Annotated in this window: 13 protein-coding genes; 11 read left to right on the forward strand and 2 right to left on the reverse strand. The window is 65.4% G+C overall.

Annotation, left to right across the window (positions count from 1 at the left end; all coding sequences use genetic code 11):
- Positions 1 to 25 precede the first annotated feature (25 nt).
- The 3 genes from KG088_RS14000 to etfB are packed head-to-tail and all read left to right on the forward strand — an operon-like array spanning position 26 to position 4,126.
- Positions 26 to 2,005: a (Fe-S)-binding protein gene (locus KG088_RS14000; RefSeq protein ID WP_213826339.1), complete on the forward strand. Its 1,980-nt coding sequence runs from the start codon at positions 26 to 28 to the stop codon at positions 2,003 to 2,005.
- 11 nt (positions 2,006 to 2,016) lie between these two features.
- Positions 2,017 to 3,330 (forward strand): electron transfer flavoprotein subunit alpha, encoded by a 1,314-nt coding sequence (gene etfA, locus KG088_RS14005; protein WP_213826431.1) that lies wholly within the window; start codon positions 2,017 to 2,019, stop codon positions 3,328 to 3,330.
- Positions 3,320 to 4,126 carry an electron transfer flavoprotein subunit beta gene (gene etfB, locus KG088_RS14010; protein ID WP_213826341.1) on the forward strand — a complete coding sequence of 269 codons (807 nt, stop codon included), beginning with the start codon at positions 3,320 to 3,322 and terminating at the stop codon, positions 4,124 to 4,126. The genes etfA and etfB overlap by 11 nt, the downstream gene beginning before the upstream one ends.
- Before the next feature lie 68 nt (positions 4,127 to 4,194).
- Here etfB and KG088_RS14015 read toward each other — a convergent pair whose 3' ends face one another.
- Positions 4,195 to 5,775 carry a BCCT family transporter gene (locus KG088_RS14015; RefSeq protein WP_213826342.1) on the reverse strand — a complete coding sequence of 527 codons (1,581 nt, stop codon included), beginning with the start codon at positions 5,773 to 5,775 and terminating at the stop codon, positions 4,195 to 4,197.
- Positions 5,776 to 6,039: 264 nt separating this feature from the next.
- On the opposite strand from KG088_RS14015, the gene fdhA reads away from it, so the two are divergent.
- From fdhA to KG088_RS14040, 5 genes are all read left to right on the forward strand, one after another.
- A complete protein-coding gene (gene fdhA / locus KG088_RS14020) occupies positions 6,040 to 7,233 on the forward strand; it encodes a formaldehyde dehydrogenase, glutathione-independent (RefSeq protein ID WP_213826343.1) in 1,194 nt (397 codons plus the stop codon).
- Positions 7,234 to 7,412: 179 nt separating this feature from the next.
- Positions 7,413 to 9,131 carry an NADH-ubiquinone oxidoreductase-F iron-sulfur binding region domain-containing protein gene (locus KG088_RS14025; protein ID WP_213826344.1) on the forward strand — a complete coding sequence of 573 codons (1,719 nt, stop codon included), beginning with the start codon at positions 7,413 to 7,415 and terminating at the stop codon, positions 9,129 to 9,131.
- Positions 9,132 to 9,136: 5 nt separating this feature from the next.
- Positions 9,137 to 11,968 carry a formate dehydrogenase subunit alpha gene (gene fdhF / locus KG088_RS14030; RefSeq protein ID WP_213826345.1) on the forward strand — a complete coding sequence of 944 codons (2,832 nt, stop codon included), beginning with the start codon at positions 9,137 to 9,139 and terminating at the stop codon, positions 11,966 to 11,968.
- 34 nt (positions 11,969 to 12,002) lie between these two features.
- Positions 12,003 to 12,485 (forward strand): methylenetetrahydrofolate reductase C-terminal domain-containing protein, encoded by a 483-nt coding sequence (locus KG088_RS14035; RefSeq protein WP_213826346.1) that lies wholly within the window; start codon positions 12,003 to 12,005, stop codon positions 12,483 to 12,485.
- Positions 12,482 to 13,510: a methylenetetrahydrofolate reductase gene (locus KG088_RS14040; RefSeq protein WP_213826347.1), complete on the forward strand. Its 1,029-nt coding sequence runs from the start codon at positions 12,482 to 12,484 to the stop codon at positions 13,508 to 13,510. Before KG088_RS14035 ends, KG088_RS14040 begins: the two co-directional genes overlap by 4 nt.
- A 43-nt stretch (positions 13,511 to 13,553) precedes the next feature.
- Here the strand turns inward: KG088_RS14040 and KG088_RS14045 are convergent, their stop codons facing one another.
- Positions 13,554 to 14,843 (reverse strand): aromatic ring-hydroxylating oxygenase subunit alpha, encoded by a 1,290-nt coding sequence (locus tag KG088_RS14045; RefSeq protein WP_213826349.1) that lies wholly within the window; start codon positions 14,841 to 14,843, stop codon positions 13,554 to 13,556.
- Positions 14,844 to 15,182: 339 nt separating this feature from the next.
- Here KG088_RS14045 and KG088_RS14050 point away from each other — a divergent pair, with 339 nt between their 5' ends.
- From KG088_RS14050 to KG088_RS14060, 3 genes are all read left to right on the forward strand, one after another.
- A complete protein-coding gene (locus KG088_RS14050; RefSeq protein ID WP_213826351.1) occupies positions 15,183 to 16,289 on the forward strand; it encodes a hybrid-cluster NAD(P)-dependent oxidoreductase in 1,107 nt (368 codons plus the stop codon).
- A gap of 171 nt (positions 16,290 to 16,460) precedes the next feature.
- A complete protein-coding gene (gene glyA / locus KG088_RS14055) occupies positions 16,461 to 17,789 on the forward strand; it encodes a serine hydroxymethyltransferase (RefSeq protein ID WP_213826353.1) in 1,329 nt (442 codons plus the stop codon).
- Positions 17,790 to 17,848: 59 nt separating this feature from the next.
- Positions 17,849 to 19,099, forward strand: coding sequence for a sarcosine oxidase subunit beta family protein (locus KG088_RS14060; RefSeq protein ID WP_213826355.1), 1,251 nt, complete (start codon positions 17,849 to 17,851; stop codon positions 19,097 to 19,099).
- Positions 19,100 to 19,167: the final 68 nt, after the last annotated feature.

A 19,167-nucleotide genomic window follows, 5' to 3' on the forward strand; every position in this document is an offset into this window, starting at 1 on the left:
ACGGCTCCTCATCGAGGAGAGCACCATGCTCGAGACCCTGCTGCCGATTCTGATCTTCGCCGCCCTCGCGCTGGCGGTGGTCGGCGCCGTGCGCCGTATCCGCCTTTGGCGCCAGGGACGGCCCTCCCGGGTCGACCTGCTCAAGGGCCTGGCGGCCATGCCGCGCCGCTATCTGGTGGACCTGCACCATGTCGTTGGTCGCGACAAGGTGATGTCCAACACCCATGTGGCCACGGCCGGGGGCTTCGTGGCGGCCGCGATCCTTATGATACTGGTGCACGGCCTGGGCCTTGCCAATCCATTCCTGGGCGGCCTGCTGCTCGCGGCAAGTGCGGTGATGTTCGCCGGCAGCCTCTTCGTTGCCCGGCGCCGCCTCAACCCGCCGGCCCGACTCTCCAAGGGGCCCTGGATGCGCCTGCCGAAAAGCCTTATGGCCTTCTCGCTGGGCGTCTTCCTGATCACCCTGCCCACCCTTGGTATTCTGCCGACGGATGCCGGCCACTGGCTGCTGGCGCTGGTGCTGGCCGCGGTGGTGGCCTGGGGCCTGGGCGAGATGGTCGTCGGGATGACCTGGGGCGGGCCCATGAAGCACGCCTTCGCCGGCGCCCTGCACCTGGCCTTCCATCGCCGTCCGGAGCGCTTCTCCACCAAGGCGGGAGGGGAGGGACGCTCCACCGGGCTCAAGGCGCTGAACTTGGACGACCCCGAGGCCCCCTTGGGCGTGGATACGCCCAGCGACTTCACCTGGAACCAACTGCTCGGCTTCGATGCCTGCGTGCAGTGCGGACGCTGCGAGGCGGTATGCCCGGCCTTCGCCGCCGGCCAGCCGCTCAACCCCAAGAAGCTGATTCAGGACATGGTCGTTGGCATGGCCGGGGGCAGCGATGCCGCCTATGCCGGCAGCCCCTATCCGGGCAAGCCGGTGGGTGAGCACGCCGGCGACCCGCACGGACCGATCGTGGCCAGGGAAGGGACGGCGCTGGTCGATGCCGAAACGCTGTGGTCCTGCACTACCTGCCGCGCCTGTGTCGAGGAGTGCCCGATGATGATCGAGCACGTGGATGCCATCGTCGACATGCGCCGCTTTTTGACCCTTGAACACGGCAATACGCCCAACAAGGGCGCCGAGGTGCTCGACAACCTGATCGCCACCGACAATCCCGGCGGCTTCGATCCCGGCTCGCGGCTGCACTGGGCGGCGGACCTCAACCTGCCGCTGATGGCGGACGTCAAGCAGGCCGACGTGCTGCTGTGGCTGGGTGATGGTGCCTTCGACATGCGCAACCAGCGCACCCTGCGCGCACTGGTGAAGGTACTGCGCGCCGCCGGCGTCGACTTCGCGGTACTCGGCAACGAGGAACGCGACAGCGGCGATGTGGCACGACGGCTGGGCGACGAGGCGACCTTCCAGTCGCTGGCCCGGCGCAATATCGCCACCCTGGCCAAGTATCACTTCCTGCGTATCGTCACCTGTGATCCTCACAGCTTCCATGTGCTGGGCAACGAGTATCCAGAGCTTGGTGGTCACTACCCCGTATCTCATCACTCCACCTATATCGCCGAGCTGCATGCCGCCGGCAGGCTCACCTTCGCGTCCTGGAAGGGCGGCAAGGTCACCTACCATGATCCCTGCTACCTCGGTCGCTACAACGGCGAATACGAGGCCCCGCGCAATGTGCTCAAGGCGCTGGGCATCGATGTGGCCGAGATGGGGCGCTCGGGATTTCGTTCCCGCTGCTGCGGGGGTGGCGGCGGCGCGCCGATCACCGACATCCCCGGCAAGCAACGGATTCCCGACATGCGCATGAACGATGTCAGGGAAACCGGCGCTGAGCTGGTGGCGGTGGGCTGCCCGCAGTGTACCGCCATGCTGGAAGGCGTCGTGGATACCCCAGCCGAGGTGCGCGATATCGCCGAACTGGCGGCAGATGCCTTGGTGCTCGAGAGTGATCCGGGCGGGGGCAAGCGTCGCAATCAACCGGCTTTCGAGGAGGTGACGTCATGACCGGTGACGTGATGACCGAAATACCGCGTCGCGATCCGCGCAGGGAGTGGATCGCCCGTAACCGCCTGCACCCCGACCACGACCGGGTGCTGGCCGAGCTGGGACAGGGATCCGCCGCTGCTATCGAGTGGATGGGCCCCCATGGCGTGATGCGCAAGAATCCCCATGCCGCCGGTTTTATCGGCCCCAACGGGCTCAGGCGCATCGACCGCAGCGGCCTACAGCAAGGAGGCGCCCCAAGCGCTGCCGCGAGAGGGCGCCAGGAGAGTCGCCGACGCGTCGAGATCGCTTCGCCGGCTTTCCTCATCGCAGTGGTTCCGGAAATGAGTGGCGGGCGACTCTCGCATCATGACCGTGACCTGCTGGGTCTGGCTCGGCAGCTGGCCGATGCCGATCCTGAGCGGCCCGGTGCCGTGTTGGCCGTGTTCTTCGGCAGCTACAAGGGCGAGGGGGAGGGCGAGCCGAAGGAGCGGGCACTGGGCGAGGCGGGTATTGACCGCCTCCTTCACCTGACAAGTGACGAATACGACGGCTTCGCACCGCAAGCGCGGATCGCGGCGCTCGCGGCGGCTGAACGTGAATTATCTCCACGCCACTGGCTGCTGCCCGACTCACCCCTGGGGGGCGCCGATCTCGGTCGGCGCCTGGCCGTGCGCCTGGACGAAAGGGCCGCTACCGGCGTATGGCAGGTCGAGGCCGATGAGACCTGCATGCTGGGCTGGCGCTGTACCGCACGCGGCGCTGCCGGCAGCCTGGATATCCAGCGGCCGCTGCCGCGCGTGGCGCTGGTGCTGGCAGAGTGCGCCGAGCCGGTCAGCGAGACCCTGCATGCGGCAGAGGAGCTCGCCCTGAACATCGAGCTACCTGCGAACCTGGCGCGTATCGAGGATCTCGGCCAGGTCGCCGTGGATCCCGGAAGTGTCTCCCTGGGAGAGGCCGAGTTCATTCTCTCCGCCGGTAACGGCGTCAGCGACTGGGATGGCTTCCATCACGCCGCCAGGTGCCTGAGGGCCACGGAAGGTGCCTCTCGAGTAGCGGTAGACAATGGTTTCATGCCGCGCGATCGCCAGGTGGGCGCCACCGGCACCTGGGTTACCGCTCGGGTCTATGTGGCGGTGGGCATCAGCGGTGCCATACAGCATCTCCAGGGCATCCAGAGCTGCGAGAAGGTAGTTGCCATCAACAGCGATCCTGGCTGTGACATGGTCAAGCGGGCAGACCTGGCGGTGATAGCCGATGCGAGCGAGGTACTGGCCGCCTTGGTCGACCTGGTGGAGAGCCGTCGATCGCAGGCAAACAGAGGAGAATCTCGCGATGCAGCCTGATTCACGACCCTTCGAGGTGGCGGTGCTGCTCTCGGTCGGCCGCCATCCTCTGACCGGCCGAGCTCGGCGAGCCGACCACGATGCCCGTGGCCTCGAGCTGGCACTCGGCCTGAGCAGGAACCTCGACCGGCTCCAGGTGCGTGTGCTGCATGCCGGTCACCACGATGCCGACAATGATGCCGCCCTGCGGGGGTATCTGGGCATGGGCCTTGAAGCGTTGACCCTCGTGGAACAGCCGGCGGGAGCCGATGTGATTCCCGCCCTGGCCGATGTGCTGGCCATGGCCCCACCGCAGCTGGTGGTGACCGGCAGTCGTGCCGAGTGCGGTGAAGGCTCGGGCTTGGTGCCCTATGCGCTGGCCGAGCGTCTGGGCTGGCCGCTGGTCAATGGCGTGGTCGAGGTGGAGTCCATCGACAAGGGTGTGGCGACGCTGCTGCAGGCGCTGCCCCGGGGCCAGCGTCGCCGCCTGACGGTGCGCCTGCCGGCTATCCTCAGCGTGGACGCAGCAGCCCCTGCCGCTCGTCAGAGCGCCTTCGGCCCGGCGCAGCGAGGAGCGCTGGATTCCCTCCAGGAAGTCGCCATCATCGACGAGGAGCTGACCGAGTGGACGTTCTCGCCGGCCCGCAGGCGCCCCAAGCGTCTGAAGATCATCAAGGCGACATCGGCACGGGAACGCTTCAAGGCGGCTGCCGCCAAGGCGGAGGGAGGCGGTGGCCAGGTGCTGAGCAACGTCACTCCCGAGCAGGGTGCCGAGGCGGTCTACAAGCTCCTCGAGGAGGAGGGCGTGCTGCGCTGACTCCGAGCTCACTGCCCAAACAGGAACCCCGGCCATTGGCCGGGGTTCCTGTTTTGCGGGAAAGCGCCTTATGCTGCGTTCGTTGCCTTGATGCTCATCTCGCGATGCTCCTCCACCAACCCTTTCACCAGGCTATAGGCCATCACCAGAAGGATCAGGGTGAAGGGCAGGCCGGTGGCCACGGCACCCGCCTGGAGGGCTCCCAGGGCCGTGCTGCCGCCACCATAGAGCAGGATGCCGGCGATTACCCCCTCGAGGCAGGCCCAGAAGACCCGCTGACCACGCGGCGCATCGTTCTTGCCGCCGGCGGTGATGTTGTCGATCACCAGCGAACCGGAGTCCGAGGAGGTGATGAAGAAGATCAGTACCAGAAGGATCGCCAGGCTCGAGGTCAGGGTGGCGAACGGCAGCTGTTCGAGCATCTGAAACATCGCCAGCGATACGTCGCTGATGCCATTGGCCAGTTCCCCGACGCCAGTGACGGACTGCTGCAGGGCGGTGCCGCCGAAGGCGCTCATCCAGGCGATGGTGACCAGGGTTGGTACCACCAGCACGGCGAGCAGGAACTCGCGTACGGTACGCCCGCGGGAGACCCGGGCGATGAACATGCCGACGAAGGGCGACCAGGAGATCCACCAGGCCCAGTAGAACACCGTCCAGCCGTGGTACCAGGTGGTGTCCTCGCGGCCGATCCAGTTGGAGAGCGGCACGATATGGCTGGCGTAGGCCAGGGTGGTGGTCCAGAGACCGTTGAGGAACAGCAGGGTGGAACCGGTAACGACCACGAAGGCGAGCAGGGCGATGGCGAACACCATGTTGATGTTGGAGAAGAGCTTCACTCCCCCCTCGATACCCCGCCAGACGGAGAAGAGGGCAGCCACGGTGACAAGGATGATGATGGCGATCTGGGTGCCGATAGTGTTAGGGACATCGAACAGGTAGTTGAGGCCCCCGGCCGCTTGGGACGCCCCGAAGCCCAGCGAGGTGGCCAGCCCGAAGATGGTCGCCAGTACCGCGACGATGTCGACGACATGGCCGGGCCATCCGCGCGCATGTCTGCCCAGGATGGGCGTGAAGGCCGAACGCAGGCTCAGAGGCAGGCCGCGATTGTAGGCGAAGAACGCAAGCGACAGTCCCACCAGGGCGTAGATGGCCCAGGGATGCAGGCCCCAGTGGAACATAGTCGCCGCCATGGCCGCTCTGGCACCCTCGGGGGTGTGGGCCGATACATCGAGGGGCGTGCCGTACCAGTCGGTGTAGTAGGCCACCGGTTCCGCCACGCTCCAGAACATCAGGCCGATGCCCATGCCTGCGGCGAACAGCATGGCGAACCAGGAGGCGGTGGAGTGCTCGGGTCGAGCCTGATCACCACCCAGGCGGATCTTCCCCAGCGGCAGCATGATCAGCACCAGGCAGAGCAGCACGAAGAGGTTGCCGGCGATCATGAACAGCCAGTCGAAATGCTCGATGGACCAGCCACGCGCTGCCGTCAGGTGGGAATTGGCAGCATCGGGATAGACCAGGGCGTAGAGAACGAAGGCCAGGATGGCCACCGTGGAGATGGGGAAGACGGGATTGTGGAAATCCATCCCCAGCATCTTGGTATTGTCCTGCCCGGCGGTCAGGAGGGGGGCATCATCTCGTTTCATCGGAGGTTCTCGACTCTTGTTATCGGAGGTTTGGCGGTTGTTGTGTTGAGGGTCTCGCGCTGCCGTGACACCGGCGAGCGAGAACATTCTTTGCCTGGCCGGGAAAGGGCAGTGTCTTGAAAACGACCTTCGGCTATCCGTCGCGTCGGGAATGTCTCGGACAGATACGTGAGTGCCTCTGTGGGGCAAGTCCGACGCCATGGAGGGAATAGGCTTGAGCAGCGGAATCAACCGCCACAAACACAACAACGAGAGGAGCCTGCCATGAGCCAAGCCAACCGTGGGGTCGTCTACATGGGCCCCGGCAAGGTCGAGGTTCAGTCGATCCCCTTCCCCGAACTGGCACTGGGCAAGCGCAAGTGCGAGCACGGCGTGATACTGAAAGTCTTAACCACCAACATCTGCGGCAGCGACCAGCACATGGTGCGCGGGCGCACTACCGCACCGTCCGGCCTGGTGCTGGGCCATGAGATCACCGGTGAAGTGATCGAGTGCGGTCGCGATGTGGAGTACCTCAAGGTCGGCGATATCGTTTCGGTGCCGTTCAATATTGCCTGCGGACGCTGTCGCAACTGCAAGGAGGGCAAGACCGGGATCTGCCTCAATGTTAATTCGTCGCGCCCCGGGGCGGCCTACGGCTACGTGGACATGGGCGGCTGGGTCGGCGGTCAGACCGAGTACGTCATGGCGCCCTACGCCGACTTCAACCTGCTCAAGTTCCCAGACCGGGAGCAGGCCATGGAGAAGATCCAGGACTTGACCCTGCTCTCGGACATCTTCCCCACCGGCTTTCACGGCTGCGTGACCGCCGGGGTGGGGCCCGGCAGCACCGTCTATATCGCCGGCGCCGGCCCGGTGGGCCTGGCCGCGGCAGTCTCGGCACAGCTGCTCGGTGCGGCCTGCGTGATCGTCGGCGACATGATTCCTGAGCGCCTGGAGCAGGCCAGAAGCTTCGGCTGCGAGTCCCTGGATCTGCGCCAGGACACGCCCATGGCCGACATGCTCGAGCCGATACTGGGAGCACGCGAAGTGGACGCCGCAGTGGATGCCGTGGGTTTCGAAGCGCGCTGTCATGGGCACGACCACTCCCACGAGCAACCCGCGGCAGTGCTCAATGCCTGCATGGATGTCACCCGGGCCGGTGGACAGATCGGCATCCCCGGCCTCTATGTCACCGAGGATCCGGGCGCCGAGAGCAGCGAGGCGAGGCACGGCAATCTCTCCATGCGCCTGGGATTGGGCTGGGCCAAATCCCACTCCTTCCACACGGGGCAGTGCCCGGTGATGAAATACCACCGCCAGTTGATGCAGGCTATCCTGTTTGGAAAGACCAGGATCGCCGACGCGGTCAATGTCGAGGTGATCTCCCTGGATGAGGCGCCCCGAGGCTACGCCGCCTTCGATGGGGGAGCCGCCAAGAAGTTTGTCATCGACCCCCACGGTAGTATCGCTGCCTGATCCCGCGGGGCCGGGGCTTGATCCTCCCTAGCCAACCGGCCCCGATTTCCGGCAGTTTTTCCCGGAACGACATCTGCCTCTACGGGGCTGCCTGAAAGGCCTGTCGCGCATTGCCCGTGCTCAGGCCCGGTGCCAAGATCATGGAAGTGCAGCACCCACCGATAACAACGAGCCCGCTCATGACCGTCGAGATCCTGACCCCCAAGCGCCGCTTTCGCGACAGGCCCCGTGGCCGCGACCTTCCCCCCATCGCCCTGGCCAAGCTTCGGCAATTGCTCGGCGATGAGCGCAAGGACCCCGACCTGCGCCGTCGTGACCTGCTTCTCGAGCACCTGCACGTCATCCAGGACGCTCATGGCTTTCTGTCGCTGGTGAACCTGCGGGCACTCGCCACCTACATGAACCTGCCGATGGCCGCGGTCTACGAGACCGCGACCTTCTATGCGCACTTCGATGTGATTCACGATGACCAGAGCCCGCCACCGGCGACGACGATCCGGGTCTGTGACTCTCTTTCCTGCCAGCTCGCCGGTGCCGGGGCGCTGAAGGCCGAACTGGAGTCCGGCATGGACCCCGGTCAGGTGAGGGTGCTGCGCGCGCCCTGCATGGGTCGCTGCGACAGTGCGCCGGTGGTCGAGGTGGGTCACCACCATGTGCTGTTTGCCAACCGCGAGGGCATCGAGGCGGTGGTCGATACCGGGCACTTTCATCCCGAGGCCATCCTCTGGCAGCGGCTGGAGGCGTACCGGAACGCCGGTGGCTACCGGCTGCTCGCCGATTGCCGTACCGGCAGGGTGACGGTGGAGGCGCTGATGCAGGTGCTCGAGGCCGCCAACCTGCGCGGCCTGGGTGGGGCCGGATTTCCCACCTTCAAGAAGTGGACCTTCGTGCGCCAGGAGCCGGGTCCGCGCTACTGCGCGATCAATGCCGATGAGGGCGAGCCCGGCACCTTCAAGGATCGCTACTACCTGGAGCGCTCTCCCCACCGCTTCCTCGAGGGGTCGCTGATCAGTGCCTGGGCCGTGGAGGCCGAGGCGCTCTATATCTACCTGCGTGACGAGTATCCCGGCCTGCATCGGGTGCTTCGCGAGGCCATCGACGAGCTCGAGGCGGAGGGGCTGGTCGCCGCGGACTTCATCGTGCTGCGCCGTGGCGCCGGGGCCTATATCTGCGGCGAGGAGTCGGCGATGATCGAGTCCCTGGAGGGCAAGCCCGGCAAGCCGCGCAACCGTCCCCCCTTCGTCGCCCAGCGCGGCCTCTTCGACCGTCCCACCCTGGTCAACAATGTCGAGACCGTCTACTGGATTCCCGAGATCTGGGAAAAGGGCGCCGCGTGGTTCGCCGGGCAGGGCCGCCATGGCCGCAAGGGCCTCAGGAGCTTCTCGGTCTCGGGTCGCGTGAAGCGCCCCGGCGTGCACCTGGCACCGGCGGGCATCACCCTCGCGGAGCTCATCGACGAGTACTGCGGCGGCATGGCCGAGGGACACCGGCTGGCCGGCTACCTGCCCGGCGGCGCCTCCGGCGGCATCCTTCCTGCCAGCAAAGCCGACATTCCCCTGGATTTCGACACCCTCCAGGCGCACGGCGGCTTCATCGGTTCGGCGGCCGTGATCGTGCTCTCGGACCAGGACGACCTCCAGGCCGTGGCCACTAACCTGCTGGCCTTCTTCGCCGACGAGTCCTGTGGCCAGTGCACCCCCTGCCGGGTCGGCACCGAGAAGATGCTGACGCTGCTCGAGCGCGACGAGTGGCACGTCGAAGAGCTCAAACGCTTGTCGCAGGTGATGATGGATGCCTCGATCTGCGGCCTCGGCCAGGCGGCGCCCAATCCGGTTCTCGGACTGCTCAAGGACTTCCGCGGCGAGCTCGCCGAACAGAACGTGATCATCAAGGGGTAAGCGTCATGACACAGGATACCTTCACCCTGGCGCTGGATGGCGTCGAGGTCACTGCCCGCCCCGGCGAGACCCTCTGGCAGGTCGCCAGGCGGGCCGGCGAGACCATCCCCCATCTCTGCTTCAAGGACGCCCCCGACTATCGCGCCGACGGCAACTGCCGTGTCTGCATGGTCGAGATCGAGGGAGAGCGGGTGCTGGCGGCGAGCTGCTTGCGGGAAGCCCGGCCCGGCATGGTGGTGAAAAGCGCCACCTCCGAGCGCGCCCGGGCGTCCCGCCAAGGGGTGATGGAGCTGCTCATCGCCGATCAGCCCGAGCGCGATGCCGGTCCCGACCGCTCCAGCCACTTCTGGGCCATGGCCGACCAATTGGCCATCGATGTAGCAGGGGTCCGTGAGTGGCTGCCCGCGCGGGAGGCGCGCGACGCGCCCACCGTGCACCATGTGGCCCGGCGCGAGGGCTCGCTGATGCACGACGGCTCCCACTCTGCCATGAGCGTCAATCTCGATGCCTGTATCGAGTGCAACCTCTGCGTGCGCGCTTGCCGCGAGGTGCAGGGCAACGACGTCATCGGCCTGGCCCATCGCGGTGCGGCAGCCAAGGTCGTCTTCGATTTCGATGATCCCATGGGGGCGAGCACCTGCGTGGCCTGCGGCGAGTGCGTGCAGGCCTGCCCCACCGGAGCCCTGATGCCGGCGACGCTGGTCGATGCCCAGGGGCGGGGGGATTCCGCGGTGGCCGAAACCAGCGTTGATTCTATCTGCCCCTACTGCGGGGTGGGCTGCCAGCTCACCTACCACGTCAAGGATGAGAGCATCCTCTTCGTCGAGGGGCGCAATGGCCCCTCGAACCAGAATCGTCTCTGCGTCAAGGGGCGTTTCGGATTCGACTACCCCAAGCATCCCTCGCGCCTGACCAGGCCGCTGATCCGCAAGGCGGGGGTGCCCAAGGGGCTCGACCCGGCCTTCGATCCGGCGCGGCCGCTCACCCACTTCCGCGAGGCGAGCTGGGACGAGGCGCTGGGCGTTGCCGCCCAGGGCCTGATCGACCTCAAGACCACCAACGGCCCCGATGCCCTGGCCGGCTTCGGCAGTGCCAAGTGCTCCAACGAGGAAGCCTGGCTGTTCCAGAAGCTAGTGCGTACCGGCTTCGGCTCCAACCATGTCGATCACTGCACCCGGCTCTGCCACGCCAGCTCCGTGGCCGCACTCATGGAGTGCATCGGCTCGGGGGCGGTCACCGCCTCCTTCATGCAGGCGCTGCAGTCCGAGGTGGTGATCCTCACCGGCTGCAACCCGGCCGTGAACCATCCCGTGGCGGCCACCTACTTCAAGCAGGCCGCCAGGCAGGGGACCAAGCTGATCATCATCGACCCCCGCGGCCAGGGCTTGAGCGCCTACGCCCACATGAGCGTGCGCTTCTCCCCAGGGGCCGACGTGTCACTCTTCAATGCCATGCTCAACGTGATCGTCAGCGAAGGCCTCTATGACGAGGCCTACATCGACGCCCACACCGAGGGTTTCGCGGCCCTCGCGGCCCACGTGGCCGACATGACCCCGGAAGCCATGGCGCCGACCTGCGGGGTCGAGCCGCAGACCATCCGCGACGTGGCCAGGCTCTATGCCACCGCCGACAAGGCGATGATCTTCTGGGGGATGGGCATCTCCCAGCACACCCACGGCACCGACAACGCCCGCTGCCTGATCTCGCTGGCGCTGGCCTGCGGCCAGACCGGCCGCCCCGGCACCGGGCTGCATCCGCTGCGTGGCCAGAACAACGTCCAGGGCGCCTCCGACGCGGGCCTGATTCCCATGGTGCTGCCCGACTACCAGCCGGTGGGCGATGCGCAGATCCGCGCCTCCTTCGAGGAGCTCTGGAACACCCCGCTGGAGGCCAGGCCCGGGCTCACCGTGGTGGAGATCATGGATGCGATCCACGCGGGCCAGATCAAGGGGATGTACATCCAGGGCGAGAACCCGGCGATGTCGGACCCGGACCTCGACCATGCCAGGGCCGCGCTTGCCACCCTGGAGCATCTGGTGGTCCAGGATCTCTTCGTCACCGAGACCGCCCAGTATGCCGACGTCATCCTGCCGGCCTCCGCCTGGTCGGAGAAGGAGGGCACCGTCACCAATACCAACCGACAGGTGCAGCTGGGCCGTGCCGCCGTCCCCCTGCCCGGGCATGCCAAGCCCGACTGGTGGATCATCCAGGAGATCGCCCGGCGCTTCGGGCTCGACTGGGACTACAGCCACCCCCGCGAGGTGTTCGCCGAGATGAAGCAGGGCATGCCATCGCTGGACAATATCACCTGGGAACGCCTGGAGCGCGAGGACTCGGTGACCTATCCCTGCCCGGCGGAAGGCGCACCGGGGGCCGATGTGGTCTTCTCCGACGCCTTCCCGCGGGCGGGAGGCAAGGCGAAGTTTGCTCCCACCCGGCCGCTGCCGCCGGACGAGCCCGTGGACGGCGACTATCCCACGGTGCTGACCACCGGTCGCCAGCTCGAGCACTGGCACACCGGCTCGATGACCCGCCGCAGCCAGGTGCTCGACGATCTCGAGCCCGAGGCGGTGGCCAGTGTCTCCCCGGGGGAGCTCGTGCGCCTGGGCATCTCGGCCGGTGAGCCAATCACCATCACCACCCGCCGCGGTGCGATCACGCTGAAGGTGCGGGTCGACCCGCTGATGGCGGAAGGAATGGTGTTCGTCCCCTTCTGCTATGTGGAGGCGGCGGCCAACCTGCTGACCAACCCCGCATTGGATCCGGACGGCAAGATTCCCGAGTTCAAGTATGCCGCCTGCCGTCTGAGCGCGGCCATCCCGGCGTTGGCGGAGTGAACAGACTGCCCGTGAACGAGGGAGGGACAGGATCATGTACAGGGTGCGTCGCTGGGTGGTTCGCCACTCCAGGGCCTTCGAAATCCTCTACCGAGGGTTGGAGTCGATCCTGATCAGGCTCGATCCCGTGTGGAATCGACTGGGTCACGCGCGTCTCGAGGCGCCGTTCAGCTGGGTGGAGAGGGTCGTCAAGGGTCTGCTTTTCGACTGCCGGATGTGTGGCCAGTGCACCCTGGGGGCCACCGGCATGTCGTGTCCGATGAATTGTCCCAAGCAGCTTCGCAATGGGCCCTGTGGCGGCGTGCGCGGTGATGGCCGCTGCGAGGTCAAGCCGGAGATGGTCTGCGTCTGGGTCGATGCCTGGACGGGCAGCCAAGCCATGAAGGGCGAGAGCGACATCCAGGTGCTCCAGGAGCCGGTGGATTTCCGCCTGGCGGGGAGCTCTTCCTGGCTGCGGGTGGTGCGCGAGGCGTCTCGAGTCACCGGTGGCGATGGCCGGGGGCAACGGCCGCGATGATCCTGGAGAATGAACCCGTCCCCGGCTATTCGCTGCCCCTCCTCCCCGGCCATGTGTCGCCTGGGCGTCTCGAGCGGTTGCTGCGTGCCGGCACCTTTGCGATCACCAGCGAGATCGATCCGCCGGATTCCGCCGACCCGGGCGAGGTCCTCAAGCGGGCGGCGATCTTCGATGGCCACGTTGATGCACTCAATGCCACGGATGGCTCCGGCGCCAACTGTCACATGTCGAGTGTGGGAGTCTGTTCCCTGCTGACCCGGGTCGGCTACGCCACCATCCTGCAGATGTCCTGTCGTGACCGCAATCGCATTGCCATGCAGGGCGAGATCCTGGGGGCCGCCGCCATGGGGGCCTGCAACCTGCTCTGCCTGACCGGAGATGGCGTCCAGGCAGGAGACCATCCCCAGGCCAAGCCGGTGTTCGACCTGGACTCGATGTCGCTGCTGACGATCGCCCGCGGCATGCGCGACGAGTGTCGTTTCCAGAGTGGCAGGCGGCTCGATACGCCGCCGCGGATCTTCCTGGGGGCCGTCGAGAATCCCTTCGCCCCACCCCATGACCTGCGGCCCCATCGCCTGGCCAAGAAGGTGGCGGCAGGTGCCCAGTTTTTCCAGACCCAGTACTGTTTCGATATCGAGCAATTGCGTGACTTCATGCTCAAGGTGAATGACCTGGGCCTTCTCGAAGGCCCCGGTCGTGTCTTCATCCTGCCGGGCATCGGCCCCTTGGCCACGGCGCGCAGTGCGCGGTGGATACGCGACAAGGTTCCCGGCGTGCATATACCCGAGTCGGTGATTCGTCGGCTCGAAGGGGCCCTGGACCAGAAGGAGGAGGGCAAGCGGTTGTGCATGGAACTGCTCAACCAGATCCGGGAAATGCCGGGCGTCAGCGGTGCCCATATCATGGCCTACCGGCAGGAGCACAGCGTCGCCGAGATCATCGAGACCACCGGCGTGCTGGAAGGGCGCGTGCCCTGGTATCCAGGGCGCAATGAGCCGCGGGATCTCGATCCCGAGTCACTCTAGATAGCGCGCCCCGTGGAGTGATCCACGGGGCGCGAAACATCACTCAGCCGCGCTGGACGACTTGCAGGTGGGGGGCGGTATTTCCCAGGTTCTCCAGCATCCTTTCCCTGTACCAGTCGATGAAATCGATGACGCCGAACTCGGCGGTCTCGGAGTAGGGTCCCGGCTGGTAGGCCACGGAGTTGATCCCGCGCTGGTTCTCCTCGACCAGGCGTCGATCCTCGTCGTTGGTGGCATCCCATACCTTGCGGATCTCATGGGGCTGGTAGTCGACCTCTTCCACGGCATCCTTGTGTACCAGCCACTTGGTGGTCACCAGCGTCTGCTGGGGTCCCAGCGGCAGCACCCTGAACACGACGGCGTGATCGCCCATGAAGTGGTTCCAGGAGTTGGGCAGGTGCAGGATGCGCAGCGAGCCCATGTCGGCGCTGGTGATCCGGCCCATCAGCTTGTTGCAGCCCGGCTTGCCATCCATGGTCATGGAGACCACGCCGTCGAGCAGGGGAGTGCGGGTCAGGCGATTGCGCTTGCCGAAACGCTCGAGTTGCCAGGGCACCTGCTGGGCATCCCATTCGCTCTGCTTCCTGGCCACCAGAGCCTTGTAGGCCGGTGTGGCCCGCGGGTCGTCGGTGTCGTCGAACTCCTGCAGCGAGTTGAGCAGTTCCGGATGGGCACCATTGCAGTGGTAGCACTCGCGGTTGTTCTCGAGCACCAGTTTCCAGTTGGCATTCTCGACGATATTGGACTCCACGGCGATCTTGACATTGGCCATGTCGTAGGGCTCGAGATAGTGCTCGAGAGTCACCAGGAAATCATCGATGGCGGGTGGCTGTTCCGCCAGGCTGATGAAGATGTAGCCCCCTGCCGTACGCACATGGATCGGCTTGAGGCCGTGGGCCGAGAGATCGAAGTCCTTGCCCATATCGCTGCCGGCGAACAGCAGTCGGCCGTCGAGCTCATAGGTCCACTGGTGGTAGGGACAGACCAGCTTGGCTACCTTGCCCCTCTCGTGGACACAGAGACGCGAACCGCGGTGGCGGCAGACGTTGTGAAAGCCATGTACCTTGCCCTCGCTGCCGCGTACCAGGATCACCGGATTCTCCCCGATCTCCAGGGTCAGGTAGTTGCCCTTGGTGGGGATCTCGCAGGTCAGGCCGGCGAACAACCACTCCTTGGCGAAGATCTCCTGCATGTCCAGGGCGAAGACCCGGGCATCGTTGTAGAAGGGCTGTGGCAGCGAAAAGTGGCTGGGATGGCTGGCAAGCATCCGGCTCGCCGCTTCGCGGGTCGGTGTCAGCTCATCATCCAGGTGGACAAGGGAGATCGGGTCCATGGAATACATCCTCTTGCAGGCCGCATGTACGGCAGGTGACAAAGATTGGTGGCGAGGGAGGCTCGGGTGTCTTGGGTTTGTTCGTGTGCCGGTTGATGGATGCACGACGAGATCAGGGTTGATTCTGGATCAGCCCTTAAAGGGCGAGTTGTCTGCCGACGACGGATCTCGATGCAGGGACGACGCGGGGGTCGGATAAAGGGGCGAGGGGTGGGAGTCATGGATATGGCCATGTCGCTGACAGGCAAGTCGCAACGGGGTCGCGTGGCGCAGAATTCGCCCCAACAGGCGATGGCGCGGCAGCCGAGCCTTCCATGGTGCATTGCAGGCGACCCGATAATGACAACGAGCTTCCTCAACCCCGTCACGACCCAGACCTGGACCAATGGCCGCCATGCCATGCGTTGCGTCAAGGTGATCCAGGAGACCTGGGACGTACGTACCTTCTGTTTCATGGCCGAGCAGCCGGTGCTGTTCTTCTTCAAGCCCGGGCAGTTCGTGACCCTGGAGCTCGAGATAGACGGCATGCAGGTCATGCGCTCCTACACCATCTCGAGCTCCCCCTCGATTCCCTACAGTATCTCGATCACCGTCAAGCGCCTGCCTGGCGGAAAGGTCTCGAACTGGCTTCACGACCACCTGAAGGCCGGCGACGAACTGGTAGTGCATGGCCCGGTGGGCAACTTCAATATCATGGACTACCCCGCCGAGAAGGTGCTCATGCTCTCCGGTGGCGTGGGGATCACTCCGCTGATGTCCATGGTGCGCTGGTTCTTCGATACCAACTCCATGGTTGACGTGGAGTTCGTGCACAGCGCTCGCTCCCCCCGCGACATCATCTACCATCGCGAACTGGAGCATATCTTCTCGCGTATACCCGAATTCAAGCTGCATATCGTGACCGAGCGCAGCGGTGAACTGAACGAGAGCTGGGCGGGTTACCGGGGCTATCTCGCCCAGGCGATGCTCGAGCTGATGGTGCCGGACTTCATGGACCGCGAGATCTTCTGTTGCGGCCCCACGCCCTACATGAATGCCGTGAAGAGACTCCTGCGCAATAACGATTTCGACATGAGCCACTACCACGAGGAGTCCTTCGCTGCCACGCCCATCGAGGTCCAGGAGGAGGTGCTTGAGCATGTCGAGCAGGCCGAGGCGCTGGCCGAGGAGTTCGACGTCGCCGACTTGATCAGCGTGGAATTTTCCTCTTCGGGCAAGAGCGTGCGCATCCATCCCGGCGAAACGGTGCACTCCGCCGCCGCCAAGCTGGGCCTGCACATCCCCAAGGCCTGCGGGATGGGCATCTGCGGGACCTGTCGGGTCCCCCTCAGCTCGGGGCAGGTGGAGATGGATCACAACGGCGGCATCACCGAGGAGGACCTCGCCGAGGGCTATATCCTCTCCTGTTGCAGCAAGCCGCTCGGCGATGTGGTGGTCGACTACTGAGCGAGCGCCATGCCGGCTTGTCCGGCATGGCGCGGATGATACGGCCTTGTCGTAAACACACCGGGCCGTGACGCTTGCAAGCAGCATGCCGCACCCCGCCGGGGATACCATCACCGCACGCATCACAACCGAATCGATCTTCCCAACGACAATAGATCCGGAGTTTCCCAGATGACCCATCGCGAAGGTTTCCGCTCCCAGGCTTCCCTGACTGACTACGATCCTACCCTGGCCTCGGCCATCGCCGAGGAGACGGTGCGCCAGGAGGCGCACATCGAACTGATCGCCTCCGAGAACTACGCCAGCCGGCATGTCATGGAGGCCCAGGGGTCCCAGCTGACCAACAAGTACGCCGAGGGCTATCCCGGCAAGCGCTACTACGGTGGCTGCGAGTTCGTCGACAAGGTGGAGACACTCGCCATCGAGCGTGCCTGTGCCCTCTTCGGTGCCGACTACGCCAATGTCCAGCCCCACTCAGGGGCCCAGGCCAATGCCGCCGTTTTCATGGCGCTGGTTTCCCCGGGTGACACCGTGCTGGGCATGAGCCTGGCCCATGGCGGCCACCTGACCCATGGTGCGGCGCCCAATTTCTCCGGCAAGCACTACAACGCGGTGCAGTATGGCCTGAATGCCGAGACCGGCGAGATCGACTACGCCGAGGTGGAACGCCTGGCGCGTGAGCATCAACCCAAGATGATCATCGCCGGTTTCTCCGCCTATTCGCGTGTCGTCGACTGGCGCCGCTTCCGGAGCATTGCCGATGAGGTGGGCGCCTGGTTGATGGTCGACATGGCCCACGTGGCCGGCCTGGTCGCCGCCGGTCTCTATCCGAGCCCGCTGTCCCATGCCCATGTCGTCACCACTACTACCCACAAGACCCTGCGTGGCCCGCGCGGGGGGCTGATTCTCTCCTCCCATCCCGACGAGAGTCTCTACAAGAAGCTCAACGGCGCCGTCTTTCCGGGCCAGCAGGGTGGCCCACTGATGCATGTCATCGCCGCCAAGGCGGTGGCCTTTCGCGAGGCGATGAGCCAGGAGTTCGTGACCTACCAGCAGCGGGTCATCGACAATGCGCGAGTCATGGCCGGGGTGTTCATCGACCGTGGCTTCGATGTGGTCTCGGGCGGTACCGACGATCACCTCTTCCTGGTCTCGCTGATCCGTCAGGGCATCACCGGCAAGGATGCCGATGCCGCCCTGGGTCGCGCCCATATCACCGTCAACAAGAACAGCGTCCCTAACGATCCCCAGAGCCCCTTCGTGACCTCCGGCCTGCGCATCGGTACGCCTGCGGTAACGACCCGCGGCTTTGGTGCCGATGACTGCGAGCAACTCGCCGGCTGGATCTGCGACGTCCTCGATGTGCTGGCCGAGCAGGGCAACACCAGCACGGTGGAAGCCGAGGTGCGTGAAAGGACCGAGGCGCTGTGCGCTCGCTACCCGGTCTATGCAGAGACCGAGGCCGAGACCGCCAGTGTCAAGGCATCATCCGTAGGCTGAGTCGATTTCGTCAGGGTAGCGCCTGCACCGCCGGCCACGGCCGATCCAGGAGAGACAACATGCAACGATATTCAGGCTTCGGGCTGGTCAAGCACGCGCTGAGCCATCACGAGAACTGGGAGCGCCAGTGGCGCAATCCCACCCCCAAGAAGCAGTACGACGTTATCATCATCGGCGGCGGTGGCCACGGCCTGGCGACGGCCTACTACCTGGCCAAGGAGCATGGCGTGAAGAATGTCGCCGTGCTCGAGAAGGGCTGGCTGGGCGGCGGCAACACCGCCCGTAACACCACCATCGTGCGCTCCAACTATCTCTGGGACGAATCCGCGGCCCTCTACGAGCATTCGATGAAGCTCTGGGAAGGGCTCTCCCGGGATATCAACTACAACGTGATGTTTTCACAGCGCGGGGTATTGAACCTCGGCCATACGCTGCAGGACATGCGCGACATCCAGCGCCGCGTGAATGCCAACCGCTTGAACGGCATCGACGGCGAGGTGCTCGATACCCGGGGCGTCCAGGAGATCGTGCCGATCCTCGACTGCTCGACCCGAGCCCGCTATCCGGTCCTCGGTGCTTCCTGGCAGCCGCGCGCCGGCGTGGCGCGCCATGACGCCGTGGCCTGGGGCTACGCCCGGGCCGCCGATGCCCAGGGCGTCGACCTGCTCCAGAATACCGAGGTCACCGGCTTCAAGATTCGTGACGGCCAAGTCTACGGCGTTCACACCAATCGCGGTGACATCGAGGCAAGGACCATCGGTTGCGTGACCGCCGGTAACTCGGGGGTGCTAGCCAAGATGGCCGGTTTCCGCTTGCCACTGGAGTCGCATCCGCTGCAGGCGCTGGTCTCGGAACCCCTCAAGCCGGTTCTCGACACCGTGGTGATGTCGAATCAGGTCCATGGCTATATCAGCCAGTCGGACAAGGGCGATCTGGTCATCGGTGCCGGCATTGATGGCTACAACGGTTATGGCCAGCGCGGCAGCTACCCGACCGTCGAGCATACCCTCCAGGCCATCGTCGAGATGTTCCCGATATTTTCCCGGGTGCGCATGAATCGTCAGTGGGGAGGCATCGTCGATACCTGCCCGGATGCCTGTCCGATCCTGTCGAAGACACCCGTCAAGGGGCTCTTCTTCAACTGCGGTTGGGGTACCGGCGGCTTCAAGGCGACGCCGGGCTCGGGTCACGTATTCGCTGCCAGCCTTGCCAAGGGCGAGATGCACCCCATTGCGGCACCCTTCTCCATCGATCGCTTCCATAGCGGGGCGCTGATCGACGAGCACGGCGCTGCCGGCGTGGCCCACTGAGTTCCGCACGCTGCTGCCTGACAGCACAGCCCCGGATAACGACTTTCATCCCGGTGATGGAGGGGAGA

This window comes from Halomonas jincaotanensis (genome assembly GCF_018448785.1).
GTDB lineage: Bacteria > Pseudomonadota > Gammaproteobacteria > Pseudomonadales > Halomonadaceae > Halomonas > Halomonas jincaotanensis.

Coding starts and splice junctions, on each gene's coding strand:
- KG088_RS14000 (WP_213826339.1), top strand. CDS start 26: ATGCTCGAGACCCTGCTGCCGATTCTGATCTTCGCCGCCCTCGCGCTG.
- etfA (WP_213826431.1), top strand. CDS start 2,017: ATGACCGAAATACCGCGTCGCGATCCGCGCAGGGAGTGGATCGCCCGT.
- etfB (WP_213826341.1), top strand. CDS start 3,320: ATGCAGCCTGATTCACGACCCTTCGAGGTGGCGGTGCTGCTCTCGGTC.
- KG088_RS14015 (WP_213826342.1), bottom strand. CDS start 5,775: ATGAAACGAGATGATGCCCCCCTCCTGACCGCCGGGCAGGACAATACC.
- fdhA (WP_213826343.1), top strand. CDS start 6,040: ATGAGCCAAGCCAACCGTGGGGTCGTCTACATGGGCCCCGGCAAGGTC.
- KG088_RS14025 (WP_213826344.1), top strand. CDS start 7,413: ATGACCGTCGAGATCCTGACCCCCAAGCGCCGCTTTCGCGACAGGCCC.
- fdhF (WP_213826345.1), top strand. CDS start 9,137: ATGACACAGGATACCTTCACCCTGGCGCTGGATGGCGTCGAGGTCACT.
- KG088_RS14035 (WP_213826346.1), top strand. CDS start 12,003: ATGTACAGGGTGCGTCGCTGGGTGGTTCGCCACTCCAGGGCCTTCGAA.
- KG088_RS14040 (WP_213826347.1), top strand. CDS start 12,482: ATGATCCTGGAGAATGAACCCGTCCCCGGCTATTCGCTGCCCCTCCTC.
- KG088_RS14045 (WP_213826349.1), bottom strand. CDS start 14,843: ATGGACCCGATCTCCCTTGTCCACCTGGATGATGAGCTGACACCGACC.
- KG088_RS14050 (WP_213826351.1), top strand. CDS start 15,183: ATGACAACGAGCTTCCTCAACCCCGTCACGACCCAGACCTGGACCAAT.
- glyA (WP_213826353.1), top strand. CDS start 16,461: ATGACCCATCGCGAAGGTTTCCGCTCCCAGGCTTCCCTGACTGACTAC.
- KG088_RS14060 (WP_213826355.1), top strand. CDS start 17,849: ATGCAACGATATTCAGGCTTCGGGCTGGTCAAGCACGCGCTGAGCCAT.